This window comes from Halomonas profundus (assembly GCF_020865425.1).
GTDB classification, from domain to species: Bacteria; Pseudomonadota; Gammaproteobacteria; order Pseudomonadales; family Halomonadaceae; genus Vreelandella; species Vreelandella titanicae.
Genome location: NZ_CP086344.1, coordinates 2,394,761 through 2,415,415, shown reverse-complemented (window position 1 = coordinate 2,415,415; position 20,655 = coordinate 2,394,761). Strand labels below are relative to the sequence as shown.

General features: G+C 54.3%; 22 protein-coding genes. 16 read left to right on the top strand and 6 right to left on the bottom strand.

Annotation, left to right across the window (positions count from 1 at the left end; translation table 11 throughout):
- The first annotated feature begins 42 nt into the window (after window positions 1-42).
- The 8 genes from LMS44_RS10800 to LMS44_RS10765 all read left to right on the top strand — a co-directional run bounded on the left by LMS44_RS10800 (window position 43) and on the right by LMS44_RS10765 (window position 8,753).
- Window positions 43-393 carry a DUF488 domain-containing protein gene (locus LMS44_RS10800; protein WP_476489322.1) on the top strand — a complete coding sequence of 117 codons (351 nt, stop codon included), beginning with the start codon at window positions 43-45 and terminating at the stop codon, window positions 391-393.
- A 317-nt stretch (window positions 394-710) separates the two neighbouring features.
- Window positions 711-1,013, top strand: coding sequence for a c-type cytochrome (locus LMS44_RS10795; protein ID WP_476489321.1), 303 nt, complete (start codon window positions 711-713; stop codon window positions 1,011-1,013).
- Window positions 1,014-1,039: 26 nt separating this feature from the next.
- The gene (gene nosR / locus LMS44_RS10790; RefSeq protein WP_476489320.1) at window positions 1,040-3,187 is read left to right on the top strand and encodes a transcriptional regulator NosR; all 2,148 of its coding nucleotides are present in this window, start codon (window positions 1,040-1,042) and stop codon (window positions 3,185-3,187) included.
- A 17-nt stretch (window positions 3,188-3,204) separates the two neighbouring features.
- Window positions 3,205-5,082: a TAT-dependent nitrous-oxide reductase gene (gene nosZ, locus LMS44_RS10785; protein ID WP_022523553.1), complete on the top strand. Its 1,878-nt coding sequence runs from the start codon at window positions 3,205-3,207 to the stop codon at window positions 5,080-5,082.
- A 46-nt stretch (window positions 5,083-5,128) separates the two neighbouring features.
- Window positions 5,129-6,427, top strand: a complete 1,299-nt coding sequence (locus tag LMS44_RS10780; protein WP_022523554.1) for a nitrous oxide reductase family maturation protein NosD — start codon at window positions 5,129-5,131, stop codon at window positions 6,425-6,427.
- Entirely contained in the window at window positions 6,424-7,356 is a 933-nt protein-coding gene (locus LMS44_RS10775; protein WP_022523555.1) for an ABC transporter ATP-binding protein, read from the top strand. The genes LMS44_RS10780 and LMS44_RS10775 overlap by 4 nt, the downstream gene beginning before the upstream one ends.
- On the top strand, window positions 7,353-8,177 hold the full coding sequence (locus tag LMS44_RS10770) for an ABC transporter permease (RefSeq protein ID WP_022523556.1): 825 nt from the start codon (window positions 7,353-7,355) through the stop codon (window positions 8,175-8,177). Before LMS44_RS10775 ends, LMS44_RS10770 begins: the two co-directional genes overlap by 4 nt.
- Window positions 8,178-8,216: 39 nt before the next feature.
- Window positions 8,217-8,753 carry a nitrous oxide reductase accessory protein NosL gene (locus LMS44_RS10765; protein ID WP_022523557.1) on the top strand — a complete coding sequence of 179 codons (537 nt, stop codon included), beginning with the start codon at window positions 8,217-8,219 and terminating at the stop codon, window positions 8,751-8,753.
- A 46-nt stretch (window positions 8,754-8,799) separates the two neighbouring features.
- Here the strand turns inward: LMS44_RS10765 and LMS44_RS10760 are convergent, their stop codons facing one another.
- The 3 genes from LMS44_RS10760 to LMS44_RS10750 all read right to left on the bottom strand — a co-directional run bounded on the left by LMS44_RS10760 (window position 8,800) and on the right by LMS44_RS10750 (window position 10,257).
- A complete protein-coding gene (locus tag LMS44_RS10760; RefSeq protein WP_022523558.1) occupies window positions 8,800-9,186 on the bottom strand; it encodes a SirB2 family protein in 387 nt (128 codons plus the stop codon).
- Window positions 9,187-9,197: 11 nt separating this feature from the next.
- On the bottom strand, window positions 9,198-9,605 hold the full coding sequence (locus tag LMS44_RS10755) for a ribonucleotide reductase subunit alpha (protein WP_498947268.1): 408 nt from the start codon (window positions 9,603-9,605) through the stop codon (window positions 9,198-9,200).
- Between the two features lie 82 nt (window positions 9,606-9,687).
- Entirely contained in the window at window positions 9,688-10,257 is a 570-nt protein-coding gene (locus LMS44_RS10750; protein ID WP_223827952.1) for a hypothetical protein, read from the bottom strand.
- Between the two features lie 176 nt (window positions 10,258-10,433).
- On the opposite strand from LMS44_RS10750, the gene LMS44_RS10745 reads away from it, so the two are divergent.
- The 5 genes from LMS44_RS10745 (at window position 10,434) to LMS44_RS10725 (ending at window position 16,913) form a co-directional block, all read left to right on the top strand.
- A complete protein-coding gene (locus tag LMS44_RS10745) occupies window positions 10,434-12,332 on the top strand; it encodes a sensor histidine kinase family protein (RefSeq protein WP_498947267.1) in 1,899 nt (632 codons plus the stop codon).
- A complete protein-coding gene (gene narL, locus LMS44_RS10740) occupies window positions 12,332-13,000 on the top strand; it encodes a two-component system response regulator NarL (protein WP_022523562.1) in 669 nt (222 codons plus the stop codon). The genes LMS44_RS10745 and narL overlap by 1 nt, the downstream gene beginning before the upstream one ends.
- Before the next feature lie 238 nt (window positions 13,001-13,238).
- A complete protein-coding gene (locus tag LMS44_RS10735; protein WP_027959365.1) occupies window positions 13,239-14,831 on the top strand; it encodes an MFS transporter in 1,593 nt (530 codons plus the stop codon).
- 72 nt (window positions 14,832-14,903) lie between these two features.
- Entirely contained in the window at window positions 14,904-15,362 is a 459-nt protein-coding gene (locus LMS44_RS10730) for a universal stress protein (RefSeq protein ID WP_009724647.1), read from the top strand.
- 57 nt (window positions 15,363-15,419) lie between these two features.
- Entirely contained in the window at window positions 15,420-16,913 is a 1,494-nt protein-coding gene (locus LMS44_RS10725) for an MFS transporter (protein ID WP_190373240.1), read from the top strand.
- 138 nt (window positions 16,914-17,051) lie between these two features.
- On the opposite strand, the gene LMS44_RS10720 is transcribed toward LMS44_RS10725, so the two are convergent.
- The gene (locus tag LMS44_RS10720; protein ID WP_027959362.1) at window positions 17,052-17,468 is read right to left on the bottom strand and encodes a MarR family winged helix-turn-helix transcriptional regulator; all 417 of its coding nucleotides are present in this window, start codon (window positions 17,466-17,468) and stop codon (window positions 17,052-17,054) included.
- 127 nt (window positions 17,469-17,595) lie between these two features.
- On the opposite strand from LMS44_RS10720, the gene LMS44_RS10715 reads away from it, so the two are divergent.
- Window positions 17,596-18,162: a Yip1 family protein gene (locus LMS44_RS10715; RefSeq protein WP_022523567.1), complete on the top strand. Its 567-nt coding sequence runs from the start codon at window positions 17,596-17,598 to the stop codon at window positions 18,160-18,162.
- An 82-nt stretch (window positions 18,163-18,244) separates the two neighbouring features.
- Here LMS44_RS10715 and LMS44_RS10710 read toward each other — a convergent pair whose 3' ends face one another.
- On the bottom strand, window positions 18,245-18,661 hold the full coding sequence (locus tag LMS44_RS10710) for a DUF488 domain-containing protein (protein WP_238326126.1): 417 nt from the start codon (window positions 18,659-18,661) through the stop codon (window positions 18,245-18,247).
- A 441-nt stretch (window positions 18,662-19,102) separates the two neighbouring features.
- Between LMS44_RS10710 and LMS44_RS10705 the strand changes: the two genes are divergently transcribed.
- Window positions 19,103-19,462 carry an Atu4866 domain-containing protein gene (locus LMS44_RS10705; RefSeq protein WP_081742520.1) on the top strand — a complete coding sequence of 120 codons (360 nt, stop codon included), beginning with the start codon at window positions 19,103-19,105 and terminating at the stop codon, window positions 19,460-19,462.
- 38 nt (window positions 19,463-19,500) lie between these two features.
- Window positions 19,501-19,707, top strand: a complete 207-nt coding sequence (locus LMS44_RS10700) for a winged helix-turn-helix transcriptional regulator (protein ID WP_414120496.1) — start codon at window positions 19,501-19,503, stop codon at window positions 19,705-19,707.
- Window positions 19,708-19,761: 54 nt separating this feature from the next.
- Here LMS44_RS10700 and LMS44_RS10695 read toward each other — a convergent pair whose 3' ends face one another.
- Window positions 19,762-20,592, bottom strand: a complete 831-nt coding sequence (locus LMS44_RS10695) for an AraC family transcriptional regulator (protein ID WP_414120303.1) — start codon at window positions 20,590-20,592, stop codon at window positions 19,762-19,764.
- Between the last annotated feature and the right edge of the window lie 63 nt (window positions 20,593-20,655).

Below are 20,655 nucleotides of genomic sequence, written 5' to 3'. Positions count from 1 at the left end.
TAGCTAGGCTTAAAAGGTAACTCATTGACTTGCGAGATAGCGATGAATATTGAATTAAAGCGTGCCTATGACTCACCTCAAAGCAAAGATGGTTATCGTGTCCTCGTCGACGGTATCTGGCCGCGCGGGGTGTCCAAGGAGGAAGCCAAAATCGATGAATGGCGCAAGGAGGTCGCCCCAAGCAGCGAGCTTCGCAAAGCGTTTCATAATGGTTCGCTAGGGTGGGGAGACTTTCGTCAACGCTACTTAAAGGAATTAACCGCCTATCGCGAGAACCTTCGCGATTTAGCTCAGCGCGCCAAAAAAGAAAGAGTCACCTTAGTGTTCGCTTCCAAGGAAGAGCGCCATAACAATGCTGAAGTACTCCGCCAGTACTTGAACATGTTGAAATAATCCGCGCTGTCAAAAAACATTTCTACATCGCCCCGCCCCTTTGCGCCGTGGTGGATAGCCAATCGTCTGAATTTCGAGTTGGAATCACAATAATGACTGACGCAATCTTCTACCCACTAAGAGGTAAGTTAATACGCTATAGGGGTACGGGTGACTAAAATTGATCCAGGTCAACGTTAGTCACCCCCATTTCTTTAAAGTGAACTTCATACCTTTTCTCGTACTGAGAAATCAGCAACTCGTATACCTCTATAAACCACCTTGCCACGTTGCCGAATTGGTAATTTCAATTCAAAAGATGCATAAGGAATGCTTCAATGAAAACCCTCTCGTCCATACTGTTGCTAGGCGTTATTGCTTCTATTTCGGTTACCGCTCATGCCGATGGCGAAGCCACCTATAACCAAGCCTGCATGGCTTGCCACATGACAGGCGCCGCAGGTGCCCCCATTCGTGGTAATGCCGAAAACTGGGAGCCACGCCTGGAAAAAGGCATCGATACGCTATACGACCACGCTATTAATGGTTTTCAGGCAATGCCGCCGAAAGGAGGCCAATTGGGCTTGAGCGATGACGAAGTGAAAGCTGCCGTCGACCACTTGCTAGAACCGGTTCTATAACGCTCTTGACCCGAAAGGAAACCACGATGTCGTCTGTGGCTTACCCACGCCGTCTAACCGGCATCTGGATTGGCTTACTGTTACTCCTCGCGATAACACTGCCCGCCCAAGCTATCGAACTGGAGCAGGTACGCGAGGGTTTCCCCAATGCAGAGCGTCTTGAAGCGGCGGATTCACAATGGCCGGTAAGCCGTGTACTCGCCAGCGACGATGAGTTGCTCGGCTACGCTTTTGAGAGTGTAGATATCGCTCCGATCCCTGCCTACTCGGGCAAACCGGTCAATGTACTGGTGGGCATCGGTCTGGATGGGCAAATTGTACAGGCCGACGTACTCAGTCATTCTGAGCCGATCATGCTGGTGGGCATTCCCGAATCTAAGCTGAATAGCTTCGCCGATGAGCACGTATCGGCTCACGTTAATGACAGACTCAGGGTTGGCGACAATCTTGACGCTATCTCTGGGGCCACGGTGACCGTCATCGTGGTCAGCGACACCATCATGCGAAGCGCCAGGAAAGTGGCCGCCGAACAACAATTAATTGCCGATCCATCACTGGCCCCACTGGCGCATGTTCGTACAGACGTTTTCACTACCGCCGACTGGAATGAACTAACCGGCGACGGTACCATTCGCCGTTTGCATCTCACCCATGGTGAGGTTGATGAAAGCTTTGCTGGCACGCCCGCCGAAGATTACCTGCGCACGCCACAACCTGCTGACAAAACTTTTATCGAGCTGTTCTATAGCTACCTCAACCCGCCCACTGCCGGTCGTAACCTGCTGGGCGACACCGGCTATGAGCAGCTTATGGCCGAGTTAGATTCTGGCGAACACGCCATTGCTGTCATGGGCCGAGGCGACTATTCCTTTAAGGGGTCAGGCTATGTACGCGGCGGTATTTTTGACCGCATCGAGCTTTCCCAGGGCAATACCCGCGTTAGCTTTCATGATCGTGATCACATCCGCCTGGGTGATCTGTCGCTCGATGGGGCGCCGTCTCTGGCTGAGCGCGATATCTTTATCGTTAGAGAAGCAGCAGGTTTTGATCCGGGCCAACCCTGGCAAATAGAACTGCTGGTGCGTCGCGCCTCAGGCCCCCTGGATACTGAATTCAGCCGTTTCAGCGCCGACTATAGTGTCCCGGAGGCTTACATTGAGCGTCCCGAGCCGCCGGTTGAAGAGCCTATCTGGGTACAGGTCTGGCGTGACAAGGCCTTCCAAATTGGCGTGCTGGGTGCTGGTTTGCTGGTGCTCACCGGTATTATGCTGTTCCAGGACGCTCTGGCTCGCCGCCCGAGGCTGCTGAATCCATTACGCCTGGGATTCAAGATCTACACGCTGATTTTCATCGGCTGGTATTCACTGGCTCAGCTATCAGTCGTCAATATCCTTACCTTCACCAACTCGCTGATCAGCGGTTTTAGCTGGTCGTCGTTTTTGATCGACCCGATGCTATTTATCCTCTGGTCGTTCGTGGCAGTAAGCCTGCTGCTGTGGGGACGTGGAGTGTTCTGTGGCTGGCTGTGCCCCTTCGGCGCGTTACAAGATCTGGTCAACCAAATTGCTCGCAAACTAAACGTTAAGCAGATTGAGGTGCCCTTCGGGCTCCATGAGCGCCTTTGGGCGATTAAATACATCATTCTGCTGGCCTTGTTCGCAGTCTCGCTACATTCGCTCGGCACCGCGGAACGCTACGCCGAAGTGGAGCCGTTCAAGACCGCGATCACCCTGCGTTTCCAACGTGACTGGGCCTTCATTGTTTATGCCCTGGGACTGGTGGCGATTTCTGCCTTCAACCACAAATTCTATTGCCGCTATCTGTGCCCTTTAGGTGCGGGATTGGCTATTCCTTCGCGTTTACGCCTGTTCGACTGGCTCAAACGCCACCGCGGCAGCTGCGGCACGCCGTGCCAAATCTGTGCCAATGAATGCGAAGTGGCCGCTATCCACCCAGACGGCCGCATTAATGCCAACGAATGCCATTACTGTCTCGACTGCCAGGTGACCTACCACGATGACCAGCGTTGCCCGCCTATGGTCAAGCGCCGCAAGCGCTATGAAAAGGCGGCCAATATGTCATCGCGCGGTAATAGCGTTGAGACCCAACGGGATACCGATGCCAGCGGCAAACAGGCCGCATGGCAACGCATCCCTCTTCACCAGCAAGACTGATCTCAGGGGAATCAAGCATGAGCGATAAAAAAGACCATATTCAGGATATCGGCCGTCGCCATTTCTTGCGCAATACCGCCGTCACCGGCGTTGCCGGGGCGGGCCTGGCCAGTGGTTTTGGCGCAGGTGCGTTACTCAATAGCCGTCAAGTTCAGGCCGCCGGCGCCAACGGTATCGACGTTGCACCCGGCGAGCTCGACGATTACTACGGCTTCTGGAGCGGTGGCCACTCGGGCGAGGTTCGGGTGCTCGGTGTTCCTTCAATGCGCGAATTAATGCGAATCCCAGTGTTCAACGTGGATAGCGCCTCTGGCTGGGGGATCAGTAACGAGTCGAAGCGGATACTCGGCGAGTCAAGCCGCTTCCTTAACGGCGACTGCCACCATCCCCATATTTCCATGACCGACGGCAGCTACGACGGCAAGTACTTATTTATCAACGACAAGGCCAACACCCGCGTTGCGCGTATCCGCCTTGACGTCATGAAGACGGACAAGATCACCACCATCCCCAATGTCCAGGCGATTCACGGTTTGCGTTTGCAGAAGGTGCCTTATACCAAGTATGTCTTCGCCAATGCCGAACTGCCGATCCCTCAGATTAACGACGGCCGCGACCTTGAGAACCCCGATAACTACTTCACTATGTTCAACGCTATCGATGCCGAAAGCATGGACGTGGCCTGGCAGGTGATCGTCGATGGCAACCTCGATAACACCGATGCCGACTACACCGGTCGTTTCGTCGCCTCTACCTGCTACAACTCAGAAAAAGGCATGACCCTGACCGAGACCATGCGAAACGAACGCGACTGGGTCGTGGTATTCGACGTTGAAGCGATTGAAGCCGCCGTGGCGGCCGGGAACTACAAGACACTGGGTGAATCAAGCGTGCCGGTACTGGATGGGCGCAAGGGCTCGCAACTGACACGTTACATCCCGATCCCCAAGAACCCCCACGGTGTGAATACCTCACCGGATGGCAAATATTTCATCGCCAACGGCAAGCTATCCCCCACTTGCTCAATCATCGCCATCGACAAGTTGCCTGAGCTGTTCGACGACAGTATCGAACCGCGCGATACCATCGTGGGTGAACCTGAACTGGGCCTGGGCCCGCTTCACACCACCTACGATGGCCGGGGCAATGCCTATACCACGCTGTTCATCGATAGCCAGGTAGCCAAGTGGAATATTGAGGATGCCATTCGCCACTACAATGGCGAAGACGTCAACTACCTGCGTCAGAAGCTCGATGTCCACTACCAGCCTGGGCATAACCACGCCAGTCTCACCGAATCCCGCGATGCCGACGGCAAGTGGCTGGTAGTGCTGTCGAAGTTTTCCAAAGACCGTTTCCTGCCGGTAGGCCCTCTGCATCCCGAAAACGATCAGTTGATCGACATCTCCGGGGAAGAAATGAAACTGGTGCATGACGGCCCCACTTATGCCGAGCCCCACGACTGTATTCTGGTACGCGCCGACCAGATCAACCCAAGCCGAGTATGGACACGAGACGACCCCTTCTTCGCCGAGACCGTGGCCATGGCCGAGGCAGACGGCGTCAACCTGGAGGGCGAAAGCAAGGTAATCCGCGAGGGCAATAAAGTACGCGTGTACATGACCTCCATCGCACCGCAATTTGGCCTGACCGAATTCAAGGTCAAACAGGGTGATGAGGTGACCGTGGTCATCACCAACCTTGACCAGGTCGAGGATCTGACCCACGGCTTCTGCATGGTCAACCACGGCGTGCAGATGGAGATCAGCCCCCAGCAGACCGCTAGTGTCACCTTCACCGCCGACAAAGCCGGGGTGCACTGGTACTACTGCAACTGGTTCTGCCACGCGATGCATATGGAAATGACTGGTCGCATGCTAGTCGAACCCGCCTGACGACAACACGCGGGCCGATTCCTTCGGCCCGCTGCGGGAGAACACCATGAAACGACACCCTGGCTATTTAGGTTGCCTACTGGCGCTGCTATGGCTTTTTTGGCTGCCTAGCGGGGTTTATGCCGCCGACTGGCTCGCCACGCCTGGTGAGCCGTTACAGCCGTTGATCGAACAGGCGACCGACGGCGATCAATTGCTGCTGCCTGCAGGACGCTACCCCGGGCGTGTGGTTATTGACCGCACGCTGCATATTAGGGGCGAGTTGCAAGCCATCCTCGATGCAGGAGGCCACGGCCATGCGGTGGTGCTGGCAGCTCCCGACATTATATTTGAAGGTGTCCGCATTGAAGACTGGGGAGATAACCTGACAGCACTGGAGGCCGCTATTTTTGTCGAGCCCGCCGCTCACGGCAGCAGCATCCGCAATAACCAGCTAAGCGGGCCTGGCTTCGGCATCTGGCTCGATGCTGTCAATAACGTCAGTGTGATAGGCAATACCATTCGTGGCGATACCCGACTGCGCTCTCAGGATCGCGGCAACGGCATTCACCTCTATAACGTTAGTGACTCAATTATTGAATCCAACGATGTTGCGCAGACTCGCGACGGCATCTATCTCGACAGCAGCCGCCACAACGTGCTGCGCGACAACACCCTGCATGACCTGCGCTATGGCGTGCACTACATGTACTCCTTCGACAATCGTCTTGAAGGCAACCTGACCCAACGAACCCGAACCGGCTACGCCCTGATGCAATCCAAACGCCTGGAAGTCGTTGATAACCGTTCGGAAGCAGACGACAACTACGGCATTTTGATGAACAACATCACCGACTCCCTATTGAGCGGCAACCGTGTCGAAGGCGTCACCCAGCCCCTGGGGGCAGATGGCGAGGGGCGTCTAGCGGGCGGCGACGGCAAGGCACTGTTCGTTTACAACTCGCAGTTCAATCGTATCGAGAATAATCGTTTCGCAGCCAGCGACATTGGCATCCATCTCACCGCCGGTTCAGAGGATAACCAAATGGCGGGCAACGCCTTCATCGCTAATAAGCAGCAAGTCATGTATGTCGCCACCCGTGAGCAGGATTGGTCGGGCAATTACTGGAGCGACTACCTGGGTTGGGATCTTGACGATAACGGTGTCGGCGACACCGCTCATGAGCCCAATGACGCCATGGATCATCTTCTCTGGCGCCACCCCTCCGCGCGCCTGTTGATGCAAAGCCCTGCGGTGTTGGCACTGCGCTGGGTGCAACGTCAGTTCCCGGTGTTTCGTCCCCCGGGGGTCAGAGACAGCGCGCCCTTGATGAGCGAGCCCGGCCGAGAAGGAAATGCTCCATGAACCCAGTAATAGAACTACAGCGAGTTACCAAGCGTCACGGGGCGCTGGTGCGACTAGCTGAAATGGATCTCACCATCAAAGAAGGCGAGATGCTCGCCCTGCTGGGACATAATGGCGCGGGCAAGACGACCATCATGAAACTCATACTGGGCTTAATTGCGCCCAGCTCGGGCCACGTTGACGTCCTCGGTGGCGCTCCTGACGGGCCACATGCCGAACGCCTACGGCGTCAGTTGGGCTATCTACCTGAAAACGTCACCTTCTACGAACAGCTCACCGGGCGTGAAGTGCTCACCTATTTCGCTCGTTTAAAGCGCGCTGACCGCCATCAGGTAACGGTTCTGCTTGAGCGTGTGGGCCTGGTCGAAGCCGCCGACCGTCGCGTTAAAACTTACTCCAAGGGCATGCGCCAGCGCCTTGGCCTGGCCCAGGCTTTACTAGGGTCTCCCCGGCTATTGTTGCTGGATGAACCCACCACCGGCCTTGACCCCGCGGCCACCCGCGATTTTTATCAGGCCGTAAAAGCCCTACGCGACAACGGCTGTACCGTGCTGCTCTCTTCCCATGTACTGCCGGGCATCGAACCCTATATCGACCGCGCCTTGATCCTGGGCAAAGGGCGACGCCTGGCCCTGGGCAGCCTTGAACAACTGCGCGAAGAAGCACAGCTACCGCTGACGTTTCGTATCCACGGCACATTGCTGGCCATGCAGTCTCAGCTCTGGAAAGCCATGTCCCTTGAGCCTATCCCAATCAATGAGCGCTGTGTGGAGGTCAACGTGCCCGCGGAAAATAAAATGCAGGTACTACGTCAATTAACCACCATGCCGAATATCGACGACATCGAGTTATCACCACCCACCCTTGAGCATCTCTACACGCATTTTTCTACTCGCCCCGCCTCACTGACGCTAGGAGCCAGCGCATGAAGGCCATGTTCATCGTCGCCGCCAAAGAGTTCCAGGATGGCCTGCGTAATCGCTGGGTACTGGCGATCACCGTGATCCTTGCCGTTCTGGCAATGGGTATTGCCTACTTTGGTGCCGCTGCGAGCGGCGGTCTTGGTTTTACTTCACTGGCCACCACCCTGGTCAGTTTATCAACTCTGGCCGTTTTTCTGATCCCCTTAATCGCGCTGATGCTAGCCTACGACGCCGTTGTCGGTGAGCAGGAGGCCGGCACGCTACTACTGCTACTCACCTACCCTATAAGTCGTTCGGCGTTGCTGTTTGGTAAGTTCTTCGGCCATGGGATGATTCTGGCTGTCGCCACGCTACTCGGTTTTGGTATCGCGGGTATGGTTATTGCGTTGGGCGCTGAAGGCGTACCGCTTATCCAACTAACCGTCGGCCTAGCACGATTGATCGCCAGCAGTGTGCTTTTGGGCTGGGTGTTTTTGGCCTTTGCCTACCTGATCAGCGTAACGGTCACCGAAAAGGCACGGGCCGCCGGGTTGGCACTGGGAGTGTGGTTTCTGTTCGTGCTGGTATTCGATCTAGTACTGCTGGCCCTACTGGTTGGCGTCAAGCAGGGGGGCGACTGGCTCCCCTACCTGATGCTGCTCAATCCCACCGACAGTTTTCGCTTGATCAACCTATCGGGGTTCGACAGCACACAGCTAGAAAGCGGTATCGCGGCTATCGCGCAGCAAGGCGCGTTCCATTCTGCCTGGCCGCCCTTGGCAATGCTGGTTTGGGTCGTGGTGCCCCTGCTATTGGCCGCCCGTCGCTTCCACCGTCATACCGCTTAACATCATCTCTTAACATCATTTTATTAACGAGGATTGACCATGCCCGCCCTGCTGCCCATTCTGGCCCTTATTATTTTGCTCATGGCCGGTTGCAACAATGCCACTGACAGCGCCGAAAGGATGCCGCCTCAGCCTATTAGCGGCGATGACATCTGCCATGTATGCGGTATGTTTATCACCGAATTCGAAGGCCCCAAAGGTCAGGCATTTATGCAAAGCCACAGTGACGCGCGTAAGTTCTGCTCCACGCTGGAGATGTTCGTTTTCCTCCAGCAGCCCGAAAATCAGACCCAGCTGCGCCACGCCTATGTACATGATGTCGGCGTGACACCCTGGGAAGCACCTAAAGACGATGCCTTTATCCCTGCAGCAGACGCTTGGTATGTGGTCGGCCATAATCGGCGCGGCAGCATGGGCCACACCCTTGCGCCGTTCTCCAGCCATGAGCGTGCCGAGCAGTTCGCAGCGGTTCATGGTGGCGAGATAATCACCTATGACGATATCGACCTGGAATTGCTCGCCCGGCTCGGGCGCCACGAAGGGAGCGGCCATGCCGCCCACTCAATGGCGCAATAAAAGTGAGGAGTGAGGAGTGAGGAGTGAGGCAGAAAGTAGCTGCAATTCAGGCTAGCCAGGAAAGCGGGCTGTGATGAACAGCGGCCCCCACCATATAGGCGAAGATAGCCACCGCCACTACCGCGGCTAGGGCTCGCACCGTTGGCGTGGCCCCGCGCTTAATCGCAATGGTGCCAATACCGATATAGGCCAGCAGCGCCAGTAACTTGGCGCCAAGCCAAGGAAGCTGCCAGGGCCATACGGAAAGCAATACCATCAAAGTCACCCCCAGCCCCAACAGAGCCGTATCAATAAGATGAGGCAATACCTTGACCCAACGGGCGTTGAGTCGCGGGCTTTCCTGCACCGACCACCAGGCGCGCACTACGAAGAGCGTGATGCTCAGCGCAGCGGCCGTCATGTGCAGGTGCTTGATGAGGAAATAGTGCTCCATGGTAACCGTCCCTAGCCGACGTTAACCGCATTGCCGTGATGGTCGAAGGCAAGATAGGCGGTGATATTACCCATTTGCAGCGACTCCATCATACGCTGGAGCTGCCGTTCAACCTCAGCGTCATCTTTTGGGTCGTCCATGGCAGCTGTGAAAACTAGATCCCATTCGATCTCGGTACGGCGTGACTCCTCGACCAACGCCGCCATGTTGGTCAACTCCTCCGTCGACTTATCTACGCATACCACAGGCACCAACACTCCCCCTTCACCCTGTTCGAAGCGACGACGCTGGTCAGCATCAGGGAAATCGGGCAGCTCTGCGCGAACGAACACAAACAGCAGGCGCTGGGGCTTAGGTTGTTTACGCGCTTCCAGCAGTAAATCGGCAAACGTGGCTATGGTCATAAAAACTGTGGTCATAAAATGGGCCTTATCGCTAGTGGTTTAGAATCAGAAGGAGAGAGAGTAGGTAAGAATGAACAGGTGAGACTCATAGGCGGCGTTACTCGGGTGACTCTACGAAAAGCCACAGCAGCAGCATTACCATAAACAGAGGGATCAACAGGCTAAGTGGCGCCGCACGCCAACCATAGGCTTGGACTACCAGAGGCGCCATCCGCAAGGAAAACCCTACCCCCGCCGCTAAAGCCAGAAAAAGGGCGACACAAAGACTCACCCAACGACCAGGCATCCAGCCTTTGGCGTGGGCGATGCCCGTCGTAATCACCGCACCTCCCAGTCCAAGCCCAGCCCCCACTAACAAAAACTCCCACGGTCGGCTAGCCATCCCAAACCCGCCCAGCGCCAACGCTAGCCCCAGTAATAGCCATTGCATCAAGCGGCAGGTGTCTCCCCGCCTGGCGATATACCAAGCCGGCCAAGCCAACAGCACACCACTACTCAACGGTACCAGCACATAGAGGGGTTGTTTTGCGAGCAGGGCATAAAGTGTCCAGCCAGCCACCGCTAAAGCGCTTGCCAGCGGCATCAGCAGCATGGCTACCAGCAACTGATAACCATTTACTGGCTGTTTTGATGTCTCCAACGTGGGAGGCGGCACAGATGATGGCATGGCGTTTCCCAGCGAGGGTATAAAGACATCGGAAGACATGTAAGAATTGTCTGTAAATACTGGGCGTAGGTCAAAAGGCATCGGAGGTAGACCGGCTAACCCCAAAGGAATAGCCCTCGTATCGAAATGCAGACAGTGCCACACTCCCTTACCTCTTCCGCGCTATCGGAAATGCCATGAAATTACTTCAGCGCTCCCTGGTTGCTCGCATCATTGCGTCCTTACTTGCCATTAGCGGGATGGCACTCATCAGCATCACCCTGACCATGGCAATGTCTAACAGCAGCCGTGGCGATGCTGCCGCGATTAATGTCGCTGGCTCACTACGCATGAATGCCTATCAAATCATGAGGGCACTGCAACGCCTGGAGTATGCTCCAGAGGAGACTAGCGCAGAACAGCTCGAAGGACTGATTTCGAGCTTCGATCAACGTTTGTATGGCACAACGCTTCAACAAACGATCCCCATCGATGATCGTCACGAGCGCCGCCGTCAACTGGAAAAACTTCAGATCTACTGGCAGCACACGCTTCGTCCGGCACTAGAGGCACCGTCCCCAGCCACTGCGCTTGACCTCGATACGCTAGAAATGATGATCGTGGCGATGGTCAATGACATTGAAGTGCTGGTGACCTATTTGGAAGAGAGCACCGAGGCCAAGGTGCGGCTGCTGGGGATGATGCAAGTGCTCTTTCTTGTACTGATCGCTATAGTGGTCTCGATTGCCCTCTACGATGTTCGCTTCAATCTGGTAGTACCTTTGCGTCAACTGATGGTTCTGGCCCGCGAGGCGGCACAGCGTAACTTCAAGCCACGCTCCCAGCTCCGCGGCAGCGACGAGTTGGCTTTGTTGGGCCATACCTTTAACAAGATGTCTGCCGAACTGGCAACAAGCTACGCCGCATTGGAAGACAAGGTGTCGCGCAAGCAGCAGGAGCTTGAGCGCAGCAATCAGGCGCTGCAGGTAATGCACGATGCCAGCCGCTCGCTGTATGGAGGCGGTAACGACCTCTGTTCTAGCGCAGCGCCCATGTTACGCGAACTGGAAAAGCTGCTGGATATCGGGCCAATACGGCTTTCCCTAAACGATCCTTTCGACCAACGGGAAATGCCGGTTTTAGAAACCCACTCGCGTACCCGACCAGAGTATTGCCGTGACCAGGATTGCCACGCCTGCCTGATCGATCCTCGCCCCTTGGAGATGGTGGCCAATAACCAGTCACAGTGCTTGCTACTGCCTATTAGCGTAGGCGATACGCTGCTAGGCACCCTGGAGGTGTGGTATCCCCAGGAGCGGCTCAACGATAGCACCCGTCGGCTGCTCACCATGTTAGCCGACCAGCTCGCCACGGCGGTGTATCTGCAGCGGCGTATCGAGGAGCAGCAACACGTTACGCTGATCAACGAGCGAACCATCATTGCGCGGGAACTTCACGACTCTCTAGCCCAATCGCTCTCTTATCTCAAGATGCAGGTCGCCCGACTCGAACGCATGCAGCAGAAAGAAGCTACCCGAGAAGTACAGTCTGCGGTATTCGACGAGCTGCGTACCGGCTTAAACAGCGCCTATCGTCAACTGCGTGAGCTACTCACCACCTTCCGACTCAAACTAGAGGGGCCAGGGCTGCAATTTGCCTTACGCCAGACCGTCGATGAGTTTAGCCAGCGCATGGGGGTAACGGTCGAGCTTGACTACGATGTGCCGCCTTACCTACTTAACCCCAATGAAGAAATTCACGTGCTGCAGATCATTCGCGAGGCATTGGCCAATACCCACAAGCATGCCCAAGCCCACTGGGCTGGGGTCACTGTGCGTTTCGCCGATGCTCGCCTGCTAGTGCGTATTGAGGATGACGGCATAGGCCTGGAAGACGATAGCTCGCCACCTATGCACTACGGTTTGGTGATCATTCGCGACCGTGCCACTACCCTGAACGGGGAGCTAAGCATCGCCAATCGCCCCGCAGGAGGTACTGGTATTGAGATACTCTTCACTCCGTTGACCGCTCGCTTAATTCAGCAGCAACCTGTTACGGCTACCCCCGACTCTCATTTAGGTACAGGGACTTCTTAATGACGCTGACCACTGCCAACGATACACCCGCCAGCCTGATGATTATTGACGACCACCCGCTACTACGGCGTGGCGTGATACAGCTGCTTGAATTAGAAGACGACCTTGAATTGGTTGGCGAGACGGGCAACCCGGAAGAAGGTATTGCACTGGCCCTCAAACTTGAGCCTGACCTGGTTTTACTTGATTTAAACATGCCGGGCGTCAATGGCTTAGAAGCCTTGCGCCGCCTACGGGAAGCCAACTATAGCGGCCGTGTGGTGATGTTCACTGTTTCCGACCATGAGGATGATGTTGTCGCCGCACTGCGCAACGGTGCTGACGGTTACCTGTTAAAGGATATGGAGCCTGAAGACATGGTTCGCCAACTGCGTCAGGCTGCTTTGGGGCGCATGGTCATCAGCGAAAGCCTGACCGCCCTACTCGCTGAAGCCCTGCGTAATCAGCGCAATGCCCCCACCACCCCGGATATTCATAGCCTAACGCAGCGTGAACGCGAAATTCTGCAACAGCTTGCTGGCGGACTCTCCAACAAGCTCATCGCGCGCAAGCTGGATATTACCGAAGGCACGGTCAAGGTTCACGTCAAGCATCTGCTCAAAAAGCTCAACTTACGCTCACGTGTCGAAGCTGCCGTCTGGGCAGTCCAGGAAGGTATCGATCACTAATCGATTCTGTGTGGTTACCTCTAAAGACTCCCTGAATACTTTTGCTCTGACTCGCCTTTACCTCCTCTCGATTTTTTCTGTTTAAAATCAATGAATCCAGGCTTTTCAGCGACTACCTCTCAAGAGGTATGTCGCTGTTTTTCATGCTATTTCCACCTATTTCCCAATTTCTTCCCCCAGCGTATCTTGCTTTCTAACTGCTAGATGCAGACAGGTTTGATGCCAAGGGGAAATCGCCATGAGCAAGAGAAATGCCGACATTGAGAAATGGAATGTCGAAGACGCCCAATTCTGGGAACAGGAAGGCAAGCACATTGCCAACCGCAATCTATGGATATCCATTCCCAGTCTGCTGATGGGATTCGCTGTCTGGATGATGTGGGGAATGATTACCACCCAGATGCAGAACCTGGGTTTTTCGTTCACGGTTAACCAGCTATTTTCACTGACGGCGCTTGCCGGTCTAGCAGGTGCCACCCTGCGCATCCCAGCATCGTTCATGATTCGCATCGCTGGCGGGAGAAACACCATATTCCTGACCACCGCGCTATTGATGATCCCCGCAGCCGGCACTGGTATCGCCTTGATGAACCCAGGCACGCCGTTCTGGGTATTCCAGGCATTGGCGCTACTTTCAGGTATCGGTGGCGGTAACTTCGCTTGTTCAATGAGCAACATTTCCACTTTTTATCCCAGCAAGCAGCAAGGTTACGCCCTGGGCATGAATGCAGGCCTTGGTAATTTCGGCGTCACGACCATGCAAATTGTCATCCCGCTGGTAATGACCGTCGGCATTTTCGGCGCTATAGCCGGTTCACCGATGGAATTGCAAAGCGCTAGCGGTACGCTGATCGGCAGGATCGAAGCAGGTACAGATACCTGGATCCAGAATGCTGGCTTTATCTGGCTTGTATTCCTGGTTCCATTAGCGTTCGCCGGTTGGTTCGGTATGAACAATCTTCGCACTATTACGCCCAACCCTGGTTCGCCGCTGGCGGCTTTCAGCAAAATATTAGGCCTCTACGGCGTCGGCATGGTGACTGCCATCGTCGGCATGCTGGCTCTCAGCTGGCTTAATATGTGGGTTGCCCTACCGCTAACCATTGTTCTGACTCTGGTGCTGTTGCGCCTGATTCCTGGCGACATCAAGCCTAATATCCAGAAGCAGTTCGCGATATTTTCCAATAAGCACACTTGGTCAATGACCATCCTCTACATTCTGACCTTCGGCTCTTTTATCGGCTTCTCTGCAGCCCTACCGCTCTCCATCAACGTCATCTTCGGCAACATGATGGAAGCCACTGCCGATGGCACGCTGATTCGCGTGGCCAACCCAGAGGCGCCCAGCGCTTTAACCTGGGCCTGGATAGGCCCCTTCGTGGGCGCCCTGATCCGTCCGCTGGGCGGATGGATCTCCGACAAAGTGGGTGGCTCCATCGTCACCCAAATAATCTCTGCAATCATGGTGGTCGCCTCTATCGCCACCGGTTACGTGATGATGCAGGCCTATAACGCCACCGATCCTAATCAATTCTTCTGGCTATTCCTGCTGCTATTCATCGTGTTATTCGCCGCCAGTGGTATCGGCAACGGCTCTACCTTCCGCAGCATCGGGGTTATTTTCGACCAGCAGCAGAAAGGCCCGGTACTTGGCTGGACCTCAGCCGTCGCTGCCTATGGCGCCTTCATCGCCCCGCGGGTAATGGGCGAGCAAATCCAGGCCGGCACACCGGAGCTTGCCATGTACGGCTTTGCGGTCTTCTACGCCATCTGTCTGGTCATCAACTGGTGGTTCTACCTACGCAAAGGTGCCTACGTTAAGAACCCCTAAATAGGGCTTGCGTCTTTACGCCCGGAGCCAAGCTCCGGGTCTTCACCCCCTACCCCAATGCGGGAGGACACCATGAAAATCATGATCGCCTATGACGGTTCGCGAAACGCCAAGCTGGCTCTCGCTCAGGTCGTCAACATGTTCCGCTGCAACCAACCTCTGCTGGTACTGGTTGGCGTGGTGGAGAACCCACTCGACGCTACCGATAACAACGAGGTGCTTTTTCAGCAGGAGCACGATGAGGTTAAACAACACCTTCAAGAGGGTGTGGCATTCGCCATCGGCGAGGGCTTCCAGGCCGAGCAGCTTCTCGCCGAGGGGGATGCACGCAAGATGCTGCTTCAGGCCACTCGCAAACTCTCGCCAGACCTACTGGTCATTGCCCGCCATAGCCATCAGCCGGACGGCGGCATCATCGCCAAGTCGTTGACTTATTTTGTTGATGAACTCGACTACATGACTTTCGGCAGCGTCAGCTCGTTCCTGGCCCGGCGCGCCGAGTGTCCCTTGTTAATCCTACCCAGCCCTTGAGCAGCCTCTACACCTCCTTTGGTACAGCCCACCTTTGGGACACAGGACGATACGACCATGAAAGTTTCCGCTGTATTCAAGTTTCGCAGCCCCGAAATTCGGGCCTTGCACCTGACCTGGATTGCCTTCTTTATTACCTTTTACGTGTGGTTCAACATGGCGCCGCTCGCGTCGAGCATGCTCAAGAGCGTCGACTGGCTGACCACGGATGATCTCAAGCTGTTCGCCATCTGCAACGTCGCCTTGACCATTCCTGCCCGCATCATCGTTGGCATGGCACTGGATCGGTTCGGCCCGCGACGGGTGTTCTCGGTGCTTATGGTAACTATGTCACTACCGGCACTGGCGTTTGCTTTCGGTAACAGCATGACGCAGCTGTTGGTGGCGCGCTTAGTACTGAGTTCGATTGGTGCCAGCTTCGTGGTGGGTATCCACATGACGGCGCTGTGGTTCAAGCCCAAGGACATTGGCTTCGCTGAAGGTTTCTACGCTGGCTGGGGTAATTTCGGCTCTGCCGTCGCGGCCATGTCGCTGCCGACCATCGCCCTGAGCATGTATGGCGGCCCCGATGGCTGGCGCTGGGCTATCGCCCAGAGCGCTATTGTTATGGCCGCTTACGGTGTTTACTACTGGTTCGCGATTACCGATGGCCCGGATGCTCAGGCTCACCGTAAGCCACGCAAATCCGCTGCCATGGAAGTGAGCTCCTGGGGCGATATGATCAAGCTGATCATCTGGACGATCCCACTGGTCGGCGTACTCGCCATCTTGGTCTGGCGTATTCAGTATATGGGCTATTTATCAGTTACTGGTGCGACCATCGCTTATCTAGCCATTATCACGATCGTCATCTATCAAATTGTCCAGATCCTGCGAGTCAATCTACCGATCCTGCGTAAGGGTGTACCGGAGGATGATAAGTACTCGTTCAACAGCGTAGCGGCGCTTAACAGCACCTATTTTGCCAACTTCGGCGCTGAACTCGCAGTGGTATCGATGCTGCCCATGTTCTTTGAGGAGACCTGGGGCCTGAATGCCGCTACGGCCGGCCTGATCGCTGCGTCATTCGCGTTCGTCAATCTGGTGGCGCGCCCCATGGGCGGCATGGTTTCCGACCGCATGGGTAACCGGCGCTTTGTGATGCTGTGCTACATGTTTGGCATTAGCGTTGGGTTCTTGCTGATGGCAATGCTCAATTCGAGCTGGCCACTCATTCTGGCCATTGCGGTGACCATCGGCACCTCGATTTTCGTACAAGGGGCTGAGGGGGCAACCTTCGGTATCATTCCCTCCATCAAACGCCGCATCACTGGGCAAATCTCGGGCATGGCCGGTGCCTACGGTAATGTTGGCGCGGTGGTTTACCTAACCATCTTTACGTTTGTCACACCGTCGCAGTTCTTCTACATCATCGCGACCGGCGCCTTCATCAGTTGGGTTATCTGCCTAGTGTGGCTCAAAGAGCCAGAAGGCGCTTTTGATGACGAGTACTACGTCTCTTCAGTCGATAGAGACATCGAAGAACAGGCACTGCAGAGTGCTAAGCGCTAATCGTTAGAGTTCTCGGAAGTTCTAGGCACTGTCCAAGATCCAGACAGTGCCTTTAAAAGCCAAAATAGTGACCTTCAGAGCGCACTTAATTAGGAGTCGTGATGTATATTGGTTATATCCAACTTCTTAAGCTCAGCATTAAGTGGGCTTATTCCAACCAGGAAATGGCGTCTCTTCCTGCAAATGACGCAACTCAGGTTGATGAGCTTCAGCGATTTGCGTTACCCGATTCACGCCCTCTTCCAATAAATGCACTTCTATTTGACGGCGATCCTCACGCCCTTGCCGCCGCTCAACCAACGATAGCTGCTCACAGCGGTCAACTAGCGCCACCACCCCATGATGTTTTGATTGAAGCCGTTCCGCTAGCTCCCCCACCGTCGCCCAGTCTCTTCCATAGAAACCACGAAGATGTAGCAATAGTTGATACTGCAAGGGCGTCAGCCCATAGCGGCGACAGATATCTTCACTATGGCGAAGAAAGCAACGCAACCGGTAGCGAAATTGCGACAGCCGCTCAAAGTCGCTTTTATCAAGTGTCTGAGGGTTATTCATTTTTCCAATTCTCTTTACCACATACTCGGCTATTGCTGACTCGCCAATTTAGAGCGCTTTAAAAAAATACAATATCACACCATGATACAAATAACCATTGAGATTACACCTGCAGGGGGGATCTGAAATGAGAGCACTCACTTTTCTCAAATTACCATTCAACCATCGTGAAGGCTGGAAAGAGCTACAGGCTTCCTCCCCCTCCATTCCTTTACTAGCGTGGCTGGTGGTGTTACCCATGTCCCTCTTGCCGCCAGTAATGCTCTATTATGCGGGCACCCATTACGGCGATGCATTTATGGCGGGCTTTGCTGACCGAGAGTGGCGTTTTATCACGACAATTATTTTCCTAGCAGAGATATTGAGTTTTTTCGTTATTGGCTGGGTAATCTACGCTGTAGTCAATGGAACTGAAGAGCTATCTATCAGCTATCAAGATGCCTATTTACTTGCCACACTTGCACCAATACCGTTATTCGTCGCTTCATTGGCACTATTGGTACCCAGCTTACTTTTCAACGTAGTGGTTATACTTAGCGGGCTGGGCGTCTCTTGCAGCTTGATTTACCACGGCTTACAAGCACTCTGTACCCATCAAGAATTTGATGTTGCTACGATCTCAGCCACTTACACAATCATGGCTGCCAGTGCTCTGGGGTGGGGTATTTTGTTTGCTGTTATCTGGGCTTATTAAGCCATGAATATTAGGCGCACTGGCCTACCGGGGCACCAATCCAGTCATCGTCAGCCAAATGATGACGCGTTAAGCAAACGGTCTAACGTTGAGAAGTGGGTAATGTGTGCGCCAGGCAGGGAGATGAGCAAAATTCACGATCACTGGCGTCTTCCCCTTCTAGCGCTGATAGCGCCAGCTCTTTGATTACTGGAAGGTGGGAATCTTCAATTTCACGAGCGGCGGTTAGTAGGGTAACTCGCCCCGCTCGTGCGAATCTCATTAAAGGCAGTAGCTTATCAGGACATGCCTTCAGCTCACGCCTGTATCGCTCAAGAAAGAGTGATTGACTGATTTTTTGCTGTCGATACTGACGGCATAATTGAGACGCAGGCGCTATCTCCGGGTACCACTCATTCAGTGCCAGGAAACTGGGAGACAGCCCGCTAGGACATAATCGATCAACCAACACCCGAGTGCCGTCGTGATCCTCTATCGGCGCATATATACGCTTTAGCATGACTTCATACGACATCGTTTTATGTACCTCCGCCAGCGCGCGCATGGCTTCAGCGAGTAAAGCTATATAGGTATTAACATAGTAGCAAACTTAGACAGGTTAATAGCCATAGGGATTTGCACCATTCATAACCGGGCGTTGGTCATCACCACGGTGGAACGCCCTCGCTCACCCTTATTTTAATAATAGGATTAGGCAAGGATGCAGTAGAATTGTCTCTATGAGCGATTGCTCCCGCTAGTTAAACTTCTCCAGGTATTTTTCATTGTGCGGATTAACACATGACAATTTCAACTAACCTCGTATCAAAAGTTGTTTTATTAACCGGACGACGTTGATACCAGCGACATAGTGGTACGACCTACGGCGAGCCTGTAACTCCGTATGAATATGTGTCCGAGCTATTCAAGCAAATGTGGCATTTAAAGCGAGTGACCTTACATGCAAGACACCAAGCTTCCTATCTACTGGCAACGTGCGATAGTCGTTGCTGGCATTATCACTATTTTCCCCGCCACCACTACGGCTCAAACAGCCCCGAACATAGGAGATAACGCTATGGCAGAACACCCGTATGTTGGCATGTGGGTAACTAAAGATGGCCAAATACGCCACGAACTTTTACCCAACAATCGTTACGATGAAGCCCGTGGTGAGCGTGAAAGCGCCTATCAGGGCCGCTATCAGGTGACAGGTAACTATATCGAATACTGGGACGACACCGGTTTTACCGCTGATGGCGAGTTTATTGATGGCGTGCTCTATCACGGTGGTATGGTGCTATACCGTAACAAAGAGTAGCGCTAAAAAACGAATCACCCGAGCCGGACTTCGCCGTAATTCGTCACTACTTCCCTGAAGTGCCACCACGTGTGGAGTATGAGCTGTCTGAGATGAGCGCCAGTATGCTGCCCGCTCTAGAGGGCTTTACTTCATGGATACGCATTCACTGGCCACAAATTGAAGAGAACCGTCGTGCCTTTGATAAGGAGCAGCCTGCCTCTACCGAAATTCGGTCGACATACCGCGATCGGGACGGTTATTGATGCCAGCGAGTCTGCCTAGTATTTATACTTCGTCTGGAGCTGAGCGATCAAATCTCACAGAGTGGCAGTTTGCGCTTCTCGCCATTGTCTTGGTGACATTCCCGTATAGGCTTTAAAAGCGCGCGATAAGGCCACTTCACTTCCATAACCCACTTCACCGGCAATAATCTTGATCGGCTGGCCGCGCTTCAACGCCTGCTGTGCCATCCTGATACGCCACCCTTGCAGATACTGACCCGGCGTATCACCCACAACGTCGCGAAAGGTGGAAGCAAACACACTGCGCGACATACCTGCCCGTTCCGCCAGTACCTCCAGCGTCCATGTTTTTGTTGGTTCTTCATGCATGGCAACAAGTGCATTGCGCAAGCGTGGGTGTGAGAGGCCCGCCAGCATCCCCCCCTTCACATCGTTATTTTCCATCAACTGTCGCAGTATTTGAATCATCACCACCTCAAATAGGCGGTTAACCAGCGCAACCCGACCGCAGCGTTGGGTAAATGCTTCTTCAAACAGCAGATCGAGAACCTGCGCTACACCAGCAATGGAATCCAAAGGCAAACACACAACGTTAGGCAAACTTGCTGCAATTGGATTCTGCTCGCCTCCCTCAAAACGTAAGCTTGCACAGGCCATGTCGGCACCCTTTTCAGGATCGGTCATGAAACGGTGTGTCATTGGCCGAGCATAGAGCAACAAACTGGGCTGCGTAATGCTCAGAGAGCCATCGTGGTGTACCACTTTAACCGTTCCACGCCGCACCAAGTGCATCTGCCCTGATACCCCATCGGCTTCCAATGTATTGGTGCCGCATAAAGCCCCTGCGTGAAATACCTGAGCCGTTACCGAAAAGTGCTCCATCAGAGTTGCTAACCTATCGACCATTTGATACTCCAAATCAATTTATCGAGATTATAGATCACCAATCGTCCAGTCATAACAGGCAGA